The following is a 19,069-nucleotide window of genomic DNA, read 5'->3' as shown; positions in this document are numbered from 1 at the left end:
ACGTCGGCGTAGTTTCCCGCCAATAATGACGTGAAATTAAGAGGGCCATGTTGAGAATACCGCGAACCGATAATGAGGGAAGGTTGCAAGGTGTTGCGCAGCGCAAAAAAAAACGCTGCCCGGAGGCAGCGTTCTATCGCTCGTTTGGTCTTCAGGACAATCAAGGTTGCGCCGTCAGCTGCTGGTTAGCACCCGGCGGGCTTCGCGATAACGTTTATTCCAGTAGTTATCGCTCAGTTTCGAAATCATCACGCCGCTGCTGGTAGAGGCATGAACGAATTGATCGTTACCTAAATAGATGCCGACGTGGCGTCCGGTAGAACCGGCGCGGAACAGCACCAGATCGCCAGGACGCAGTTTGGTACGCAAGATTTTCTTGCCCATGTCTTCCTGTTCATAGGTTGAACGAGGTAAGTCCATGCCAAACTGTTCGCGGAAAGTACGCTGTACAAACGCTGAGCAATCGATGCCGCGCTTGGTTTCACCGCCTAAACGGTAGCGAACGCCTTTCCAGTCTGCATACTGATCCATAATTTTTGACTTAACGTCAACGTTACGGACCATTGCTTCGAATTCATCCTGAGAGGCTTGCAGTAAAAGACCATCTTTGTCATTAACTGCACGCATCTCAGTTTGTGCGTTATTCAAGTTCGAAGTGTGAGTCGTGCTACATGCGGAGAGCATTACCGCTGCGGCAATTGCAGGTACTACCCGCAAAAAATATCTCAGAAACGGTTGAGATTTGACCATTGTTATTGTTTTCCCTTGAAGTCCTTAACGACGTCAGTCGCTATCTGAAAAATGCCAAACGGAACGAGACTAATCTGCAGCTGTTTCATCGACAATCAGTTACCGCCGAAAACGTGCTGGAACGCACATTTTTAGCTGATTTGATGCTGAGTCGAGTTAAACCAGGCACAAACGCATCCGAGATTACCGTAACGGATTGGGGATTGCGAGCCTTTTTCCAGCCTTTTATATATGAATTTGTGATGTAACATAATGTAAATCTTCATATAAAAAACGCTGATGGCCCGTTGTGTTGGTTTTGCGTGAAATTAGGTGACAGAAGCGTTAACGCGGTGATGTGGGAATAAACAGCAAGCGGCGAGGAAATTATCAGGAGGCCAGCGGCCTCCTGCAGGTCATAACTGTGGGTTATAGCTACGTTGGGCGGTGCTTGCCGGGCAGCATACGGTTCAGGCGCAGGATCAGCCTATCGCTGAGTGGGGTCATCAGGCACCAACTGGCACCGACCAGCACCACCGACAGCGAACCTACGGCGATATCTGTAAACCAGTGAGCGCCAATCATCACCCGCGGCAATGAAAACACCACCGTAATCAGCAGCGCGACGGCAAACGCGCGGCGGTTAAAGTAGCGCAGCATAAAACAGGAGAAAATCATCAGCATCATGCCATGGTCGCCAGGGAAACTGTCGCTGGAGGCGTCTTTGGTCGGAATGCCGGTCAGTTCACTGACACGGTTAACATTCTCAAAGCTCAGCGACGGGCTGGGGTGCTTGACCGGAAGCAGGTGCCCAAGCTGGTTCAGCACCACGCCGGTCAGCAGCATGACAACGCCGGTTACCAGCAAACGACGGCGGCCGGCGGCGTCCTGTTGCAGATAAAAGCACAGGTACAGCAGCCCCATGGCAATCAGTGAAATCACGTCAAATGCCCGGTTATTGGTGATGGCCACCAGATGCAAAAAACCGGGGTCAGTCGCCAGATGACGATTAAAAAAGAAGAAAATCGATGAGTCCAGAGTAAACCAATAGCCGTGGTTAACCGGCAGGTACCAGGACAGAAACAGCACAATGCCCAATAAATTGAAGAAAATGATGAAGGGTAAATTGCGGCGAGTCATGGCATAACCTGTTTTAAGTCTAAAAATAAAAAGAGGCTAACGGTAAAGTTCTCAACTTAAACGAATGTTAAACAGCTTGGATTGCAGCGCGTTCCAATCCGCGTTCCCGCTGTGAATCAGTTCAATTCGGCTGTCCAGCGGCGCGACAGGACGCGTTTCGATATTGAGATCCTGCCCCTGACGGTTGATCAACAGAGTGCCTTCAGCAATGCGCACTACGCCTTTGGCGCGTTCGACCGGTGCCAGCCGTATCCACTCCATGATGCCAACGGTATCGAATACCGTGTCGGCGTCAAAGATCCAGCCACAGCTGGTAAATCCCTGGCCCTGATTGAGCGCCCGCCGCCAGCGCGAAGTTTCCGGCAGCCGCAATGCGGCCAAGCCCTGTGTTTTGCTGTGGCTATGATGATGCTGGGCATTCGGTAATTCTGTGCGATTCGTGCGAGGCAGGTCCAGCAAGGTGACATCCGCCTGGCCCTGTTGAATATGATAAAGCGGCCGCTGCAGGGAGTCCTGCTGCGCCCATTGCTGCAGGGCCAGCAGATCCTGCGGCTGATAGGTGTCGCTTTTACTGGCCAGAATAACGTCGGCCGCCGCCAGTTGATCGCGGAAGTTTTCGTTTTCTACATAGCGCGGTTCGCTGAGCTGGCGTGCGTCCAACAGGCACAGGGTGGCCTGTAGATCGATCCAGCCGGCGTAGCTGTCCTGCGTCAGCAATGACAGGATCTGTTTCGGGTGGCCCAGGCCGGTAGGTTCGATCAATAGTCGGTCGGGTTTACTCTGTTGCAGCAGCATATTCAGCCCGACCTGCATCGGCAAGCCGTTCACACAACACATACAACCGCCAGGGATCTCCTTTAACACCGCACCGCTGTCTGCCAGCAATGCGCCATCAATACCAATTTCACCAAACTCGTTTACCAGCACTGCCCAACGCTCATGTTCCGGTTTGTTAGCCAGCAAGTGACGAATGGTGGTGGTTTTACCGCTGCCGAGAAAACCGGTGATCAGGTTAGTTTTGGTCATAAATTATTCCTGATGTTAATAATGTCTACTGGTCAATAAATAAGCAACTCTGCTTTGCCTTAGCACTTGAGGTTGCTCAACCTGCGTCAGGTCACAAATTTTGCAGGTTAAGATGCGGCATTTAATCGGACAAATCCACGCCAAATGGTCAGAAAATTCTTATATAAAACCATGGATTAACCAGGGTGGTGATCTTTAGTAGCTTGTTTTCCTTTGTTAATTGCCAGATTAACCGCCAAATAATTCCCCTGACCTTGCGATTATTCTTAAGAAAATCCTCTATGGTTAAATTGGCTTAACAAAAAATGAGGTTGCCATGAATGTCTTCCGGTTATTTTTGATCGCAGGAATGTTGTTTTCATGGACGGCAGCAAGCTATGCAGGAACCACTGGCGGGGTAATTCGTTTTGTTGGCTCTATTGTGGAAAGCCCCTGTACGGTGAACATCGCTGATTCAACGGCCAATACCCAATGTTACCGTAATGGGCGGCACTATCAAGACCAACAGACGCTGTCAAAATTTGATGCTACACGCAAAGAATTGCCACTGAATTTAGGTTCGACCGAGATGAAGTGGGTAGATCAGCAGAAAAAACTTGCAGTAATGACGGTAGTTTATCGTTAAGTCGTTCGGCCATGCCGGACATCCGGCATGGCCATTTTCCCCCTGGCCTTTCAAGTCAGGGTCTGGTTTAACCGGGTATCAAGCCAACTGAGTCGAAACCCAATTCTGCACCGTTTGCCGCGCCCCGCGATCGCGCAGGGAAATATAGGCGCGGGTAACCGCCGCCACAAACGCCTCATTTGCCGGCAGTTGTTCACCAAAAACGGCTTTTAACGCCAACAGGGCTTTTACGCGTTGTTCATCGTCCGGCGTTGCGGCCACCGTCTGTTGCAGCGTTGTCAGCAGCGGATCGCGAATATCAATCGGTTGACCGGCATCATCTACGCCGCCGACATAGCGCATCCAGGCTGCCACGCCCAGCGCCAAACCGGCATAGCTGCCGCCATGCTGCAGATGCCAACGAACCGAATCCAGCATCCGCTGTGGCAATTTTTGTGTGCCATCCATGGCGATTTGCCAGGTGCGATGTTGCAGCGCCGGATTGCTGTAGCGTTCAATCAACTGCGCGGCATAGGCGGCCAGATCGATACCGCTGACGCTGAGCGTCGGTGCCTGCTCGGCCAGCATCAGGTGGTGTGCCGCTTGGCGATAAGACTCGTCGGCCATACAGTCGTTTATATACTGATACCCCCCCAGATAACCCAGGTAGGCCAGGAAGGAATGACTGCCGTTCAGCATACGCAGCTTCATTTGTTCAAAAGGCAGTACGTCATTTACCAACTGCGCACCGGCCAGTTCCCAGGCCGGACGGCCTGCGACAAAATTATCTTCCACCACCCATTGGATAAAGGGCTCGCAGGCGATGGCGCATTCATCACGTACGCCGCCCAGTGCGGCAGCCACTTCGTCGAGCGTTTCCGCGGTGGCGGCTGGAACAATGCGGTCGACCATAGTACTGGGGAAACTGACCTGCTGGGCAATCCAATCTGCCAGGGCGCCGTCACGCGCCTGCGCCAGACCGATGATGGCGTTGCGCAGTACATGGCCGTTTTCGGGAATATTATCGCAAGAGAGCAGGGTAAAGGCGGGCAGACCGCGTTCCAGGCGCAGGCGCAGGGCTTCGACCAGAATGCCGGGTACCGTAATGGGTTGCGCGGGGTTGGCAAGATCGGCGCGGATCCCCTGGTGTTGCAGATCCAGTTTCCCGCTACCGGGTTCGATGCAGTAGCCTTTTTCGGTGATGGTCATTGAGACGATGGCTACCTGCGGTTCCGCCAGTTTTTCCAGCACGGCACCGCTCCCTTCCAGTTTGCGGTGTACGCTTTCATGCACGGCACCGATCACTATCGCCTGATCCCCCTCAGCGCCTTTTTCCAGCACGCTATAAAGATGGTCTTGCTGACGCAGCGTCTGGAACAGAATGTCGCCACCGAACAGGCTGATCTCACAAATCCCCCAGTCTCCCCCCTGGCGGTTCAATACCCGGTCGGTCAGCAGTGCCTGATGGGCGCGGTGAAAGGCCCCGAATCCAATGTGCACCATGCGGCTTTGTAATGTGCTGCGGTCATAGCGCGGTTGCTGGACAGCGTCGGGAAGCGGTGAGTTGGCGATAGTCTTCATGCATGGCTCCAAGCTGGGTAAAAGGTGCTGGCCGGGAACTTTTAAAAAGTTAGCAGACCAGTTTTGCGAATAGAAAACGGCGTGGCGCTTACCTTTTTCGCATGAGTTCTCTGCCGCCAGTGTAAGGCTGGAAGGGGGCTAATAACATTGCCAAACCCAAAATAAGCCAGAACCGTGAAGTGGATCAACCAATCAGGGTTTCGCTTTTGACAGACAGGTGCGAAAGAGTAAGGTGAAAGATAACCGATATCTATTTAAATTTGGTATAACAAGATTGTCAGAACGGTACAATCTTGATCACCACCACAATACTGGGCGATTTTTACAAGGATAAATAATGGAACAAACATGGCGTTGGTATGGGCCGAACGATCCTGTCTCTCTTGACGATGTGCGCCAGGCCGGCGCCACTGGCGTAGTCACCGCCTTGCACCATATCCCGAATGGCGAGGTGTGGCCGATCGAAGAGATCAAGGCTCGTCAGGCGTTGTTGGCGGAGAAAGGGTTGGTGTGGTCGGTGGTGGAAAGCATCCCGGTACATGAAGAAATCAAAACCCACAGCGGTAATTACCAACAGCACATCGCCCATTACCAGCAATCGTTGCGTAACCTGGCGGCCTGCGGTATCGACACCGTGTGCTACAACTTTATGCCGATCCTCGACTGGACGCGTACCGACCTGGAGTATTTGCTGCCCGACGGGTCAAAGGCGTTACGTTTTGATCAAATCGCCTTTGCGGCCTTTGATTTGCATATTTTGCAACGTGCAGGGGCAGAGCAGGATTACACGCAGGAAGAGCAACAGCAGGCCGCCGCGCGCTTTGCTGCCATGAGCGAGGCGGATATCGCCAAATTGACCGGTAATATCATCGCCGGGCTACCGGGGGCTGAAGAGGGGTATACGCTTGATCAGTTCCGCGCCCGTCTGGCGGAGTACGACGCCATCGACAAGGCGCAGCTGCGTGAGAATATGGCGGTGTTTCTGCGCGCCATTGTGCCGGTAGCGGAAGAGGTCGGCGTGCGGCTGGCGGTACACCCGGACGATCCACCACGGCCGCTCCTGGGTCTGCCACGCATTGTCTCGACCATTGAAGATATGCAGTGGTTCAAGCAGACGGTCGACAGCCTGCATAACGGTTTCACCATGTGTACCGGCTCCTATGGAGTACGTGAGGATAACGATCTGGTGCGGATGATTGAAACCTTCGGCGATCGCATCCATTTCACCCATCTGCGCGCAACCTGCCGTGAAGATAACCCAAAAAGTTTCCATGAGGGCGCGCACCTGCAAGGCGACGTCGACATGGTGGCGGTGATTGAGGCGATCCTCAGCGAGGAGCAGCGGCGTCATCAGGCGGGTGATACCCGGCCGATACCGATGCGTCCCGATCATGGGCATCAGATGCTGGATGACTTGAAGAAAAAAACCAATCCGGGTTATTCGGCAATTGGTCGTTTGAAAGGGCTGGCGGAACTGCGCGGTGTCGAGCTGGCGCTCAAACGCCGTTTCTTCCCTGAATTGCCGTAGCGTTAAAATCAACAGGGGCCATAATCGGCCCCTGAATTTGATGACAAAGTTGTCTTTGAATCCGAGATACCCGGGCCTAGCGCACCGAGGGGCGCTCCGGCGGGCAAGCCGCTACGACCCCTTCGGCACGCTCTCCCTAATAACGGGCTTTGTCAGCAGTCTGAAGGGCCATAATTTCAACTAGTCGGCGCGGCTCATATAGCGGCGTTCGGCAATATGAATGCGGATTTTGTCACCGGCGCTGAGGTATTCCGGCACCTGAATGGTCAGGCCGGTCGCCATGGTAGCCGGCTTGTTACGGGCACTGGCGGAGGCACCTTTGATGCCCGGCGCGGTGTCGACAATTTCCATATCCACGGTTTGTGGCAGTTCCAGCGCCAGCACCTGGCCTTCCAGCGTCAGCACCTGCATGCCTGGCAGACCGGCTTCAGGAATGAACAGCAGTTCGTCTTCGATCTGGTCTTTCTTGAAGATGTAAGGGGTGTAATCCTCGTCATCCATAAACACGTATTCTTCGCCGTCGATGTAAGAGAAATTCACCTTACGGCGGGACAGGCTAATGGTGTCCAGAATATCGTCGCCCTTGAAACGCTCTTCTACCTTCAGCCCGGTGCGGACGTCAGAGAAACGCATTTTGTATAAGGTGCTGGCACCGCGTGCGCTTGGGCTTTGTACATCAATGTCTCTCACCAGCAGCAGTTTGCCGTTGTAGCTGATCGCCATGCCACGCTTAATTTCGTTAGCCTTTGCCATATAAAATAACCTGCAATAAAGAGTTTTTGGGAAGTTGCGACAAGTTACTCGCGCCGATGATTTCAGGCAAGCAGATCAAGCAAAAACAGTGGCGGAAAAAGGGATGGCGAGCGCCATCCCCTGCGGTATTACTTGAAGACCGGCAACAGACCCAGCAATGCCAGCACGTGTGCGACGGCGTTGATCACCCCGAACAGAATGATAAACAGGATCATCCCCCGGCCACCGGGAGCGCGATATTGCGCCTGGGCAAAGCGACGGCGACTGGCGCGTGCCATCATGGCCGGTACGATCACCGCCCAAACGGTGGCCGCCAGCCCGGCGAAGCCGATGGCGTACAGGAAGCCGTTCGGGAACAGCAGGGCGGCTATGGTCGGTGGTGCAAAGGTCACCAACGCGGTTTTACTGCGCCCGGTGGTGTCATCACTGAATTTGAAGAAGTCAGCCAAATAATCAAACAGGCCCAGCGAAACCCCAAGGAACGAACTGGCCAGTGCCATATAAGAGAAGGCGTTCAGCAGTTGGCCAACGGTCTGGCTGCTGGAAACGTTGCCCATTTGTTTCAGCAGGCTGCCGATATTGCCGCCTTCGGCAATCACCTGGCGGAAGGCATCGCGGGCGATATTGCCCTGAATCACATACTGCCACAGGATATAGATCGCCAGCGCCAGCAGCGTGCCGTACACCAGGCTGCGCACCACGGCACCGCTGTCCTTGTGATAATACTTCACCAGTCCCGGCACATTGCCGTGATAGCCGAACGAGGTCAGCAGATAAGGCAGCGCCGCCAGGGCGTAAGGCAGATAGCTGGCCTGGCTGTCGCCCCGGTTGAACAGCACTGCCGGTTGCACATGAGTGAACATATCGCCCACCGACATCACAAAGGTGATCACCATACCGCCGATCAAAATGGTGCTCAGACGATCGACCGCGCGGGTGGACAACCAAACGATAAACGCCACCACAATGGCAAACACCAGCCCGGCGGTGGTCTGCCCGACGCCGACGATGCCTTCCAGCGTGTGGGCGATAATTGAGCCGCCGGCGGAAATATAGGCATAAGTCAGAATGTACAGCACAAAGGCGATGGAAATGCCGTTAATGGCGTTCCAGCTTTTACCCAGCAGATCCTTGACGATGGTATTGAAGCTGGCACCGCTTGGGTAATGCAGAGCAGCTTCGAGGATCATCAGGCCAGAGATCAGCATACAGGCCCAGGTATAAATCAGCAGCGCGACCGAGCCGCTGAACCACACGCCAGAAGTCACAATAGGAATGGAGAACATACCGGCGCCGACGGCGGTGCCTGCAATGATCATCGCGCCGCCAAGGACCGAAGGGCGGGAAAGCTTCTGGATGGTGTCCGCGGACATTTTTGCTCCTGAGTGGCCATGGCGGCCGTAAGTTCTTTTGTACTAGCTCAATGGTACAGGTGCGGTCGACGCATGTAAAGCCGTGAAGGTGCTTGTTTCATGCATTAATCGGTGTGAATAGGGCGATTTTAGGCGTGTTTTAGCCCGGCATGAATGCAAACGTTTAGCGGTTATAAGGGCGCGATGTAAAGATTGTTGGGCAAAGCCGGATTCTGCTGGCGGCGGATGAGCGCTACTGATATTGTCGCGCTTCACTTCTGCCAGCCCACCGAGAGACTCGCTGATGGACTGCCGTGCCGACTGTGGCGCCTGTTGTATTGCGCCTTCAATATCCAGCCCGATCCCCGGCATGCCCAATGGCAAGCCTGCCAACACCCGCTGCATTCATCTGAGCGAGCAGCTACGCTGTGGTCTGTTTCACTCGCCATTGCGGCCCAAAGTCTGTGGCAGCCTGCAGGCCAGCCGCGAAATGTGCCACGACCACCGTGACGACGCGCTAATCTATTTGGCCAAGCTGGAAGTGGATACGGCCCCCTAAGCCTGTTTTACACGTCTTTAAGCTTCCACAAGCACAGCACTGCGCCAACAACCATCGCCAGTGCGGAATAAAACACCGCGTGATAACTCCAGACTTCCGCCACTACGCCAGCGATGGAACCGGCTAAAATCCAACCCACGCGAGTGGTGTTGGTAAACAGGGTGGTGGCAGCACCGGCCTGCCCAGGCATCAAATCCTGAAAATAGAGCATACCGATCCCCGCCAGTACGCCGATAAACGCCGCGTTAAGCAGTTGCAGGGCGATCAGTGGCCAGGTGCCGGTGATAAACAGCAGACCGAAGTAAAACAGCAGGCCCGCCACCACCGCCCAACGCATTAAAAAGCGCTTGCCGAAGCGTTTCGCCACCATGCCGGCAATCAGCATGGTCGGTATCTCCAGCCCGGCCGCCGTACCCATTAATATCCCGGCCAGCCTTTCCGGCAGATGCAGCTCATGCACCATATACAGCGGCATATTGATCAGATACATGCTGTTGGCGGTCCACATAAAGGTGCAGGCCATAAACAGCAGCAGCGTATCGCGACGGTTTTGTCGTGGGGCCTCCAGTGTGGTGCTGGCCGCCATCGGTGTTTTGCGCATCGAGGGCAGCATTTTCCACACCAGCACGCCACACAGGATGAACGCCGCCGCGGCGGCCAGATACATCACTTTAAAACCGAACCCCAGGGCCAGTGCAAAGGCGATGGGCGGCCCGATTACCCAGGCGAGGGAAACCTGCGCCCGCAGGATTGAACTGAACATGACGGCTTCGCGACCGGTGCGATCGGCGTGTTCGCGCGCCAGGGCGAACATCTGCGGGTTAGCGGTGGAACCGAAGCTGGTCAACATCACGCCGACCGCCAGTAACAGGTAATAATTGCGGTTCCAGGCGAACAGCACGCAGCCTAGCGCGCCCAGCATGCAGCAGAGGAAAATCAGCGTTTTGCGATCGCCTTTTTGATCCGAACGGCGAGCGAGAAACTGGCTGACCAGAATGCCAATCACCGCGCTACCGGTGAAAAACAGCCCAACCATCGAGGGGCGCACCTTCACTTCCGTCGCCAGGAACAGGCTCAACGTAGGGGTCTGTAGCGCCCCGGCAATACCGGTGAGAAACGCCACCACTAAAAAAGCCAGTGAAGTGAGGTCGGGCGAGCGTCGCGTTGCCGCAGATGATGTAGACATAGAGGTCAGAAAATAGCCGTCAATGAGGGATCCGGCGCATAATACGCCCATTTATTTGTAAAAAAAAGAAATGAACCGAAACCGGTTTCATTCCTTTTACTGGCAAAGTTTTTTTCCGGTATAAGGGCATAAAAAAGGGCGATGTCACCATCGCCCCGGTATTACGCTATAACCCGTTACGCGCCGGCAGGCACGTCGTGCGCGGTGTTTTTCAGCACCTCACCCTGATACTTCTCGATCTGCAACTGGGCCATCTGCCCACAGTTCCCCTGCGCCAGGCTGGAGGAGCCGACGTCGAAGGTCAGGCAGTTGACGTTGCCGTTCTTGCACAGCGAGCCAGGCTGAGAAGGATCGGCCGGATCGAACCAGGCCCCTTCGCTGATCCGTACCACGCCAGGGCGCACGTCTTCACTGACGACTGCACCGACCAGGATCTGGCCGCGATCGTTAAAGGCGCGCACCAGATCGCCGCTGGCGATACCGCGTGACTTGGCGTCCTGCGGATGGATCACAATCGCTTCCCGGTCTGCTACCGCATACTTTTTACGCAGCGGCGTATTGTCGAGCTGCGAGTGCAGACGGTTGATCGGGTGCGCGGTGTTCAGCGACAGCGGATATTTAACCGCCTCTGGCCCGCGATACCATTCATGCGGCGGCATCCAGGTCGGAATGCCCGGGCAATCCTGATACTTCATTTTGGCAATGGCGTCGGAGTAGATCTCGATCTTACCGGATGGCGTACCCAACGGATTGAGTAGCGGGTTTTCGCGATAGTCGGCGAAACGTACCCATTGGGTATTGGCCTCGGGCACCGGGAAACGCACATAGTTGTTGGATGCCCAGAACATGTCGAACGGCGGCAGGGCCACCCGGGCGGCGCGCGCTTGGGTTTTCATGTCGTCGTACATGCCTTTGAGCCACTGAGTCTCATCTTTGCCTTCGGTAAAGGCATCCTGCACACCCAGCTTGGCCGCCATGGCCGCGAAGATATCGAAATCGCTGCGCGACTCATGCTGCGGCTCCACGCACTGATGCATTGGGAACACATACAGTTGCGAGTAGTCGCCGCCCATTTCCAGATCGTTACGTTCATAGCTGGTGGTGGCCGGCAGCACGATATCGGCGTGTTTGGCGGTGGCGGTCCAGTAAGGTTCGTTCACCACGATGGTGTCCGGCCGTTGCCAGGCCTTGACCAGATTGTTGGTGTCCTGGTGCTGGTGGAAGGTGTTGCCACCGGCCACATACACCATTTTCACTTCGGGGTAGGTGACCTGTGTGCCGTTGAAATTAATGGTCTTGCCCGGATTGCTCAGACATTCGGCGATGCGTGCCACCGGGATCGGGGCCGGTGAGTTCTTCGGCGCATTACCGGCAGAAATACCGGAAATGATGCCGCCTTTCGCCGTCGGGCTACCGCCGGAAGAGTAGTGATAGCTGAAGCCGAAGCCGCCGCCCGGCAGGCCAATTTGGCCGAGCATCGCCGCCACGGTGACCAACAGCCAGTGCTGCTGCTCGCCATGATGCTGACGTTGAATACCCCAACCGCCCATGATCATGGTGCGATTTTTCGCCATGTCGCGTGCCAGTTGGCGCAATACGTCGGCATCGACGCCGCAAACATCGGCGGCCCATTCGGCAGTTTTCGGCGTGCCATCTGTTTCGCCCAGCAGATAAGCCTGGAACTTGTCGAAGCCGGCGGTGTAGGTTTTCAGGAAGTCCGGGTTATGCAGTTTCTCTGTCAGCAGCGTGTGAGCGATGCCGATCAACATGGCGCCATCGGTATAAGGGCGTGGAGCGATCCACTGCGCATCGATAAATTTGGCGCTGTCGTTATGCACCGGGTCGATGCTGATCACGCGGGTGCCTTTCTTCTTCAGCGCCTCAAAGCCGGTCTGGCCGTAGTGGTCCGGCACGTTCCAGCTGTTTTTCAGCGTGATCATCGGGTTACAGCCCCACAATACCACCAGTTGGCTGTTTTCAATCACGTTCGGCCAGGCGGTTTGCTGTTCGTAAACCTCCATGGAGCCGACCACGTGTGACATGATCACCTGTGCGGCACCGGTGGAATAGTCACCGGCATAACCGAGGAAGCCACCGGTCAGATTCATCAGGCGTTGCAGCAGCGTGCGGCTGTTATGCAGCATGCCGACGCTCTTCCAGCCATAGGAACCGGCATAGATTGACTGCGGGCCGTGATCTTTTTGCAGACGGGTGATCTCGCCACAAACCAGTTCAATCGCCTTGTCCCAGCTGACGCGTACCCATTCGTCGCGGCCGCGCAGCTCGGTATGGCTGCCAGGCCCGCCTTCCAGCCAGCTTTTACGCACCATCGGATATTTGATGCGGTTTTCGGCATGTACCTGGTAGGGCGCCATGGTGATCAGTTCGTTCGGGTAAGGATCGTCCTTGACCGGCTGCACTCCGACCATTTTGCCGTCCTGCACTATGGCTTCAAAAGCGCCCCAGTGTGCGCCGGTCAGAATGCCTTTTTGCGCCTGACGCAGCACCACAAATTGTGGCAGCGCCTGGCTGATGGCCTGCGCCAGCGCTGACTTGGGCCACAGGCCTGCCAGCAACGGGGCGGCGGCCAATGCGGTAGCACCGGTCAGGAAGCGGCGGCGGCTCATTTTTAACGCTTGTTGCTGATATTTGCTCATTTCGCTTCTCCCTTAAAGCTTGGCAGGTTTGGTTGGCTGCATGTCACTGGCGTGTTTCTGCACGTATTGTGTCAGAACGCGCAGTTGTTCCTGCGTCAGCGAGGTGCGTGGAGCCATGCCTTTAATTACGCCGATCCACTGGTTGGCGTTGAAGCGATCTAGGGCGGTCAGGCCGTGACAGCCGGTGCAGTTGGCCGACATCATATCTGCGGTGTAACGCCAGATTTTTTGCTGATCGTCGATCAGTTGTTTGCGTGGCAGCCAGACCTGCAGGGAAACCTGGTGCCATACCAGGCCGGTTTCGGCATCGGTCATGGTGGTGCCGGTTTTCAGCAGTTTGCGAGCGTCTTCACCCAGCAGCACGCTAAGGATACGTTTGCCCTGTGCGGCATAGAACACCTCACTGACGCCGTCCTGCTGCCAGCCGGTGACGTTGGCCAGCACCTTGTCGCCTTCCTGTTTCACCACCTGAACTTCGGTGGATGGCATCAGGTTGCCGGCGTTGTGGCTGTCGTCCGGTTTCAGGAAGAAAGGTTCAGTGGCAATGGTGTACAGCGTGGTGGCGGTAGGTGAGGTTTCAGCCGCGGCCTTCGCCAGTTCGGCTGCACCGGCCTGGGCGGCACCGCTCATGTCCGGCAGAATGTGCGCGACTCCTTTATGGCAATCGATACAGGTTTCGCCCTGCTTGATAGCCACCGGATGCTGAATGCGTGCTTCAGGCCGTTGGGCGGTGATGTCCATGGCATCAAAGCTGTGGCATGAACGGCAGGTGGCGGAATCGCTTTCTTTCAGCGTTTTCCAGACCGACTGGGCCATGGCCAGCTTATGCGCCTCATATTTTTCTGGCGTATCGATAGTGCCCACCATCTCGCCATAAATATCTTTTACCGCGCGGATCTTGGTCCACAGGTAATCGAGCGGTTCGTGTGGGACGTGGCAGTCGGCGCATTCAGCGCGGATGCCCTTGGTATTCTGGAAGTGAATGCTGCCCTGATATTCGGCCAGCGGTTGTTGCATGGTATGACAGGACACACAGAAGGCGGTGTCGCTGGTTTTGTGGAATACCGTGGCGGTACCCGCCAATAATGCTGCTCCGAGGATAATCCCCAACAGCAAAAGCCACAGCCATCCCCAGCGGTGCTTTCTTATCAAGCCAGTGAATTTATTGGTCATATTGAACCCACTTATAATTATGAAATACCAAGGAAAACCTTGCCAAAAAAAGTGCCGGCCGAGCGCCGACATACTTGAGGAAGTATAGGTAACATTAGCAATGACATCTAATACTATAGGGTTATTTTTAGCAGAAAAATGGCCATTTGAGGGATTTTACAGCGTTATATTCTGGTTTATATAACGCATTTTTTATGTGTCTTTATCAGCCCATGATTCAGATCACGGACAGATATAAAAAATACTGAACGAAAAGGCTATTTCGGCGGCTGGTAGGCCTGGCCTGTTTGCCAGAGGTTAATGGCGTTACGGCTGGCTTCGAAGTGGGGTTCCGGTAACTTATTCGGAGAGCACCAACGCCATTCTGCACATTTTTCCGGTTCTTTGAGTTCTGGGGTGCCACCGGGATGCTGCGTCAGTAAACAGACGGATATCGTATGCTTTCCCTCGGCGCGCCAGGTTTGCAGATTATTGCTGATACCGATAAAAGTGGGTGGGGCGATGGTCAGCCCGGTTTCTTCGGCAATCTCACGCTGAGCGCACTGTTCAAAGGTTTCACCGGCATCCAGATGCCCGCCGGGAATCGACCAGAAAGGCGCGTGCTGACCGCAGCGTTTCCCCAGTAATATTTCCCCTTGTGCATTTACGATGATCACCCCTACGCCCGCCACTACAGTCATGCTTGTCTCCGTCAGCAAAATTTCAGCTTAGTATGTCATTTTAGCGCCGCGACGGATAACCCTTCGGGAAAAGTGTGCGTGAGGTCAAAAATCTATCACATCAATTTTGAGAAAACTTGCTTTCAGCCGGTGCTGCTCACACACTCCTTGAAACGTTTCAGCGTTATGGGCGCGATGATTCCGTACCGATAACGCTCCTTTTTCCCAATAAAGCTGAAACGATTCAATTCAGCAGGAGAGGAAAATCATGTTCCAGTTGTCACCGCAAGATATTCACCTGGGCGCAACTGCCGGCAGCAAGCAGGCAGCCATCCAGCAGGTTGCCGCCGCACTGACCGAAGCCGGCTGCGTCAGCGCCGCCTATGTGGACGGCATGCTGCAGCGCGAGCTGCAAACCTCCACCTATTTGGGTAACGGCATCGCCATCCCGCACGGCACTACCGATACCCGTGAACTGGTGCTGAATACCGGCGTACAGGTATTCCAGTTCCCGCAGGGCATTGAGTGGGGCGAAGGCCAAACCGCCTTTGTGGTGATCGGCATTGCCGCCCGCTCCGACGAACACCTGGCGCTGTTACGCCAGCTGACACACGTGCTGAGCGACGACAGCGTAGCCGAACAGTTGGCGAAAACCACCTCGACAGAAGAGCTGCGCAGCCTGCTGATGGGCGAAAAGCTGACGGCAGAATTCAAATTCGACGCTTCTCTGATCGCGCTCGATGTGGCCGCCGACAGCCTGATGACGCTGCAGGCACTGAATGCCGGCCGTTTGCAGAAGATCGGTGCGGTCAACGCCCAGTTCGTCAGCGACGTCATTACCCGCAAGCCACTGAATTTGGGGCAGGGTATTTGGCTGAGCGACAGCACCGAAGGCAATCTGACCAGCGCGGCCACCTTGAGCCGTCCGGTGCAGGCGTTTGACGAAGACGGCGAGAAAGTTGCGCTGCTGCTGACATTGTCAGTGGCTGACCAGCAACCGCTGGCGGTGCTGAATTACCTGAGTGACCTGCTGTTGGCGAATAAAGCTGAACGCTTGCTGAACGCCGATGCCGTCACCCTGCTGGCATTGCTGACCAGTGAAGTAGAAGAAGAAAATACCACCCTGAGTGCCGAGTACGTCATTCGTAACGAACACGGCCTGCATGCCCGTCCGGGGACGGCGCTGGTCAACGTAATCAAGAAGTTCGAGAGCGAAATTACCGTCACCAATCTGGATGGCAGTGGCAAACCGGCCAACGGACGCAGCCTGATGAAGGTCGTGGCGTTGGGCGTGAAAAAAGGACATCACCTGCGCTTTACCGCCAAGGGTGAAGATGCTGAAACGGCGCTGAAGGCGATCGGTGAGGCCATTAACGAAGGACTGGGCGAGGGCGCAGCATGAGCAGAAGAGTAGCAACAATTACCCTGAATCCGGCTTACGATCTGGTGGGTTTTTGCCCGGAGATCGAGCGCGGTGAAGTTAATCTGGTCAAAACCGCCGGTCTGCACGCCGCCGGAAAAGGCATTAACGTCGCCAAGGTGCTGAAAGATTTGGGCATTGATGTCACTGTGGGCGGTTTCCTGGGCAAAGATAACCAGGATGGCTTCCAGCTGCTGTTCAGCGATCTGGGCATTGCCAACCGCTTCCAGGTGGTACCGGGCCGCACCCGCATTAACGTCAAGCTGACGGAAAAAGACGGTGAAGTGACAGATTTCAACTTCTCCGGCTTTGAGGTGAGCGGTCAGGATTGGGAACGTTTCGTGACCGACTCCCTGAGCTGGCTCGGCCAGTTCGATATGGTGGCAGTGAGCGGTAGTCTGCCGGCGGGGGTTGATCCCGATGCCTTTACCGACTGGATGATCCGCCTGCGCGCTCAGTGCCCGTGCATCATTTTCGACAGCAGCCGTGAAGCCCTGGTTGCCGGCTTGAAAGCCGCGCCATGGTTGGTGAAACCCAATCGTCGCGAGCTGGAAATCTGGGCCGGTCGTCCATTGCCACAGTTGGCTGACGTGGTTGAGGCCGCACATGCGCTGCGCGATCAGGGCATTGCTCACGTGGTGATTTCTCTCGGTGCCGAAGGGGCGCTGTGGGTCAATGCTTCCGGCGCCTGGATCGCCAAGCCACCGGCCTGCGAAGTGGTTAGTACCGTCGGTGCCGGCGACTCGATGGTCGGCGGCCTGATTTATGGCCTGCTGATGCGCGAATCCAGTGAACATACTTTGCGTTTGGCTACCGCCGTAGCTGCGCTGGCCGTCAGCCAGAGCAACGTTGGCGTGACCGACCGTCCACAGTTGGCCGCGATGATGGTGCGTGTCGACCTGAAACCTTTTAATCAATAGCGGGAGGCAGAATGAAAACACTGCTGATGATAGACAGTTCGCTGGGGCAGGCGCGTGGTCACCTGGCGAAACGCATGCTCGGCGCTGCTGCAGCGAAGGCCGGCCTGACGCTGGTGGAGTCCCCGGATGAGGCTGAACTGGTGGTGGTGGCGGGGCAATCTGCGCCTGCTGACGCCGTGCTGAACGGCAAGCGGGTTTATGTGGGGGATGTGGAGCACGCGGTGCGTGAGCCGGAAGCCTTCCTGACGCAGGCTATCGCCGAGGCAAAAACCTGGCAGGCACCGGCAACGGCTGAACCGGTCAAAGCGGCGGGTCAAAAACGCATTGTGGCGATCACCGCTTGTCCAACCGGTGTGGCGCATACCTTTATGGCGGCCGAGGCGATTGAGAGCGAAGCCAAAAAACGCGGCTGGTGGGTAAAGGTTGAAACCCGCGGTTCCGTGGGTGCCGGTAATGCGATTACGCCAGAAGAAGTGGCGGCGGCGGATCTGGTGATCGTGGCGGCCGATATCGAAGTGGATCTGGAGAAATTTGCCGGCAAGCCAATGTATCGCACCTCTACCGGGCTGGCGTTAAAGAAAACCGCGCAGGAACTGGACAAGGCGCAGGCCGAAGCCGAGATTTTCCAGCCGCAGAAAAGTGGTGCTCCGGCTGCGGCCGGCAAGAAGAAAGAGAGTGCCGGGCCTTATCGGCATCTGTTGACCGGCGTGTCTTATATGCTGCCAATGGTGGTGGCGGGCGGTCTGTGTATCGCACTGTCGTTCGTATTCGGTATCAAGGCGTTCGAAGTCAAAGGCACGCTGGCGGCGGCACTGATGCAGATCGGTGGGGGTTCGGCCTTTGCACTGATGGTGCCGGTGCTGGCTGGTTTTATTGCTTTCTCAATTGCTGACCGTCCGGGCCTGACGCCGGGGTTGATTGGTGGCATGTTGGCAGTAAGCACTGGAGCCGGTTTCCTCGGCGGTATCATTGCCGGTTTCCTGGCGGGTTATGTCGCCAAATTTATCAGCACTAAACTGCGTTTGCCGCAGAGTATGGAAGCGCTGAAGCCGATCCTGATCATTCCGCTGGTTGCCAGCCTGATCGTGGGTCTGATCATGATCTTCATCGTCGGTACGCCGGTGGCGAAAATCATGGAAGGTCTGACCCATTGGTTGCAGTCACTGGGTACCGCTAACGCGGTGCTGCTGGGCGCAATCCTCGGTGCCATGATGTGTACCGATATGGGTGGCCCGGTCAACAAGGCGGCCTATGCTTTTGGCGTGGCGTTGCTGAGTTCTTCGGTGTATGCGCCGATGGCGGCGATTATGGCTGCCGGTATGGTGCCACCGCTGGCGATGGGGTTGGCAACGCTGCTGGCGCGTCGCAAGTTCGACAAGTCACAACAGGAAGGCGGGAAAGCGGCGCTGGTGTTGGGCCTGTGCTTTATCTCCGAAGGCGCGATCCCGTTCGCTGCCCGTGACCCGATGCGCGTGCTGCCATGCTGCATCGCTGGTGGCGCGCTGACCGGTGCGCTGTCCATGGCGTTTGGTGCCAAACTGATGGCGCCGCACGGCGGGTTGTTCGTGCTGCTGATCCCGGGCGCAATCACTCCGGTACTGCTGTATCTGGTGGCGATTATCGCCGGTACGCTCTTGGCTGGCGTGTCTTACGCGCTGCTGAAACGTGCTGACGTCCCGGCGGCCAGCGTGGCTTAAGATTAGCGTTGGTAATAAAAAAACCGGAGTCCAGACTCTAATGCTTGTAAGTTAAGGTGATATTGTTCCCTCTCCTTTGGGAGAG

At 55.8% G+C, this 19,069-nt stretch carries 16 protein-coding genes; 6 read left to right on the top strand and 10 right to left on the bottom strand.

The window, feature by feature from the left end:
• Positions 1–174 precede the first annotated feature (174 nt).
• The 3 genes from mepS to M2406_RS17640 form a co-directional block, all read right to left on the bottom strand.
• Entirely contained in the window at positions 175–750 is a 576-nt protein-coding gene (gene mepS / locus M2406_RS17650) for a bifunctional murein DD-endopeptidase/murein LD-carboxypeptidase (protein WP_012145960.1), read from the bottom strand.
• Between the two features lie 414 nt (positions 751–1,164).
• Positions 1,165–1,869 carry a phosphatase PAP2 family protein gene (locus M2406_RS17645; protein WP_112364097.1) on the bottom strand — a complete coding sequence of 235 codons (705 nt, stop codon included), beginning with the start codon at positions 1,867–1,869 and terminating at the stop codon, positions 1,165–1,167.
• Between the two features lie 51 nt (positions 1,870–1,920).
• A complete protein-coding gene (locus tag M2406_RS17640) occupies positions 1,921–2,895 on the bottom strand; it encodes a GTP-binding protein (RefSeq protein WP_112364098.1) in 975 nt (324 codons plus the stop codon).
• A 316-nt stretch (positions 2,896–3,211) separates the two neighbouring features.
• On the opposite strand from M2406_RS17640, the gene M2406_RS17635 reads away from it, so the two are divergent.
• On the top strand, positions 3,212–3,520 hold the full coding sequence (locus M2406_RS17635; protein WP_017893444.1) for a type 1 fimbrial protein: 309 nt from the start codon (positions 3,212–3,214) through the stop codon (positions 3,518–3,520).
• Between the two features lie 78 nt (positions 3,521–3,598).
• On the opposite strand, the gene M2406_RS17630 is transcribed toward M2406_RS17635, so the two are convergent.
• Entirely contained in the window at positions 3,599–5,080 is a 1,482-nt protein-coding gene (locus M2406_RS17630) for a mannitol dehydrogenase family protein (protein WP_259190864.1), read from the bottom strand.
• A 337-nt stretch (positions 5,081–5,417) separates the two neighbouring features.
• Here M2406_RS17630 and uxuA point away from each other — a divergent pair, with 337 nt between their 5' ends.
• Complete coding sequence (uxuA, locus tag M2406_RS17625) at positions 5,418–6,608, top strand: mannonate dehydratase (RefSeq protein ID WP_112364100.1); 1,191 nt, start codon at positions 5,418–5,420, stop codon at positions 6,606–6,608.
• Positions 6,609–6,788: 180 nt separating this feature from the next.
• On the opposite strand, the gene yeiP is transcribed toward uxuA, so the two are convergent.
• Together yeiP and mtr are read right to left on the bottom strand one after the other, a co-directional pair.
• A complete protein-coding gene (gene yeiP, locus M2406_RS17620; RefSeq protein WP_012145953.1) occupies positions 6,789–7,361 on the bottom strand; it encodes an elongation factor P-like protein YeiP in 573 nt (190 codons plus the stop codon).
• Between the two features lie 128 nt (positions 7,362–7,489).
• Positions 7,490–8,734 carry a tryptophan permease gene (gene mtr / locus M2406_RS17615; RefSeq protein ID WP_017893441.1) on the bottom strand — a complete coding sequence of 415 codons (1,245 nt, stop codon included), beginning with the start codon at positions 8,732–8,734 and terminating at the stop codon, positions 7,490–7,492.
• A gap of 283 nt (positions 8,735–9,017) precedes the next feature.
• Here mtr and M2406_RS17610 point away from each other — a divergent pair, with 283 nt between their 5' ends.
• Positions 9,018–9,272 carry a YkgJ family cysteine cluster protein gene (locus M2406_RS17610; protein WP_259190860.1) on the top strand — a complete coding sequence of 85 codons (255 nt, stop codon included), beginning with the start codon at positions 9,018–9,020 and terminating at the stop codon, positions 9,270–9,272.
• A gap of 7 nt (positions 9,273–9,279) precedes the next feature.
• On the opposite strand, the gene setB is transcribed toward M2406_RS17610, so the two are convergent.
• From setB to M2406_RS17590, 4 genes are all read right to left on the bottom strand, one after another.
• Complete coding sequence (gene setB, locus M2406_RS17605) at positions 9,280–10,458, bottom strand: sugar efflux transporter SetB (protein WP_259190858.1); 1,179 nt, start codon at positions 10,456–10,458, stop codon at positions 9,280–9,282.
• 176 nt (positions 10,459–10,634) lie between these two features.
• Entirely contained in the window at positions 10,635–13,115 is a 2,481-nt protein-coding gene (gene torA, locus M2406_RS17600; protein ID WP_012145949.1) for a trimethylamine-N-oxide reductase TorA, read from the bottom strand.
• A gap of 12 nt (positions 13,116–13,127) precedes the next feature.
• Positions 13,128–14,288: a NapC/NirT family cytochrome c gene (locus M2406_RS17595; protein WP_218216805.1), complete on the bottom strand. Its 1,161-nt coding sequence runs from the start codon at positions 14,286–14,288 to the stop codon at positions 13,128–13,130.
• Positions 14,289–14,545: 257 nt separating this feature from the next.
• The gene (locus M2406_RS17590; RefSeq protein WP_135345138.1) at positions 14,546–14,968 is read right to left on the bottom strand and encodes an NUDIX hydrolase; all 423 of its coding nucleotides are present in this window, start codon (positions 14,966–14,968) and stop codon (positions 14,546–14,548) included.
• A 247-nt stretch (positions 14,969–15,215) separates the two neighbouring features.
• Between M2406_RS17590 and fruB the strand changes: the two genes are divergently transcribed.
• Genes fruB through fruA form a run of 3 tightly spaced genes read left to right on the top strand, consistent with a single transcriptional unit; the run spans position 15,216 to position 18,984 of the window.
• Entirely contained in the window at positions 15,216–16,349 is a 1,134-nt protein-coding gene (fruB, locus tag M2406_RS17585) for a fused PTS fructose transporter subunit IIA/HPr protein (RefSeq protein WP_259190852.1), read from the top strand.
• Positions 16,346–17,287 (top strand): 1-phosphofructokinase, encoded by a 942-nt coding sequence (gene fruK, locus M2406_RS17580; protein ID WP_259190849.1) that lies wholly within the window; start codon positions 16,346–16,348, stop codon positions 17,285–17,287. The genes fruB and fruK overlap by 4 nt, the downstream gene beginning before the upstream one ends.
• A gap of 11 nt (positions 17,288–17,298) precedes the next feature.
• Entirely contained in the window at positions 17,299–18,984 is a 1,686-nt protein-coding gene (gene fruA, locus M2406_RS17575; protein ID WP_259190847.1) for a PTS fructose transporter subunit IIBC, read from the top strand.
• Positions 18,985–19,069 lie beyond the last annotated feature (85 nt).

The organism is Serratia sp. BIGb0163, from assembly GCF_024809935.1.
In the GTDB taxonomy this organism is placed as follows: Bacteria; Pseudomonadota; Gammaproteobacteria; order Enterobacterales; family Enterobacteriaceae; genus Serratia; species Serratia quinivorans.
Note: the sequence above shows the minus strand (reverse complement) of the source record. Positions and strands in the feature narration are given on the sequence as shown.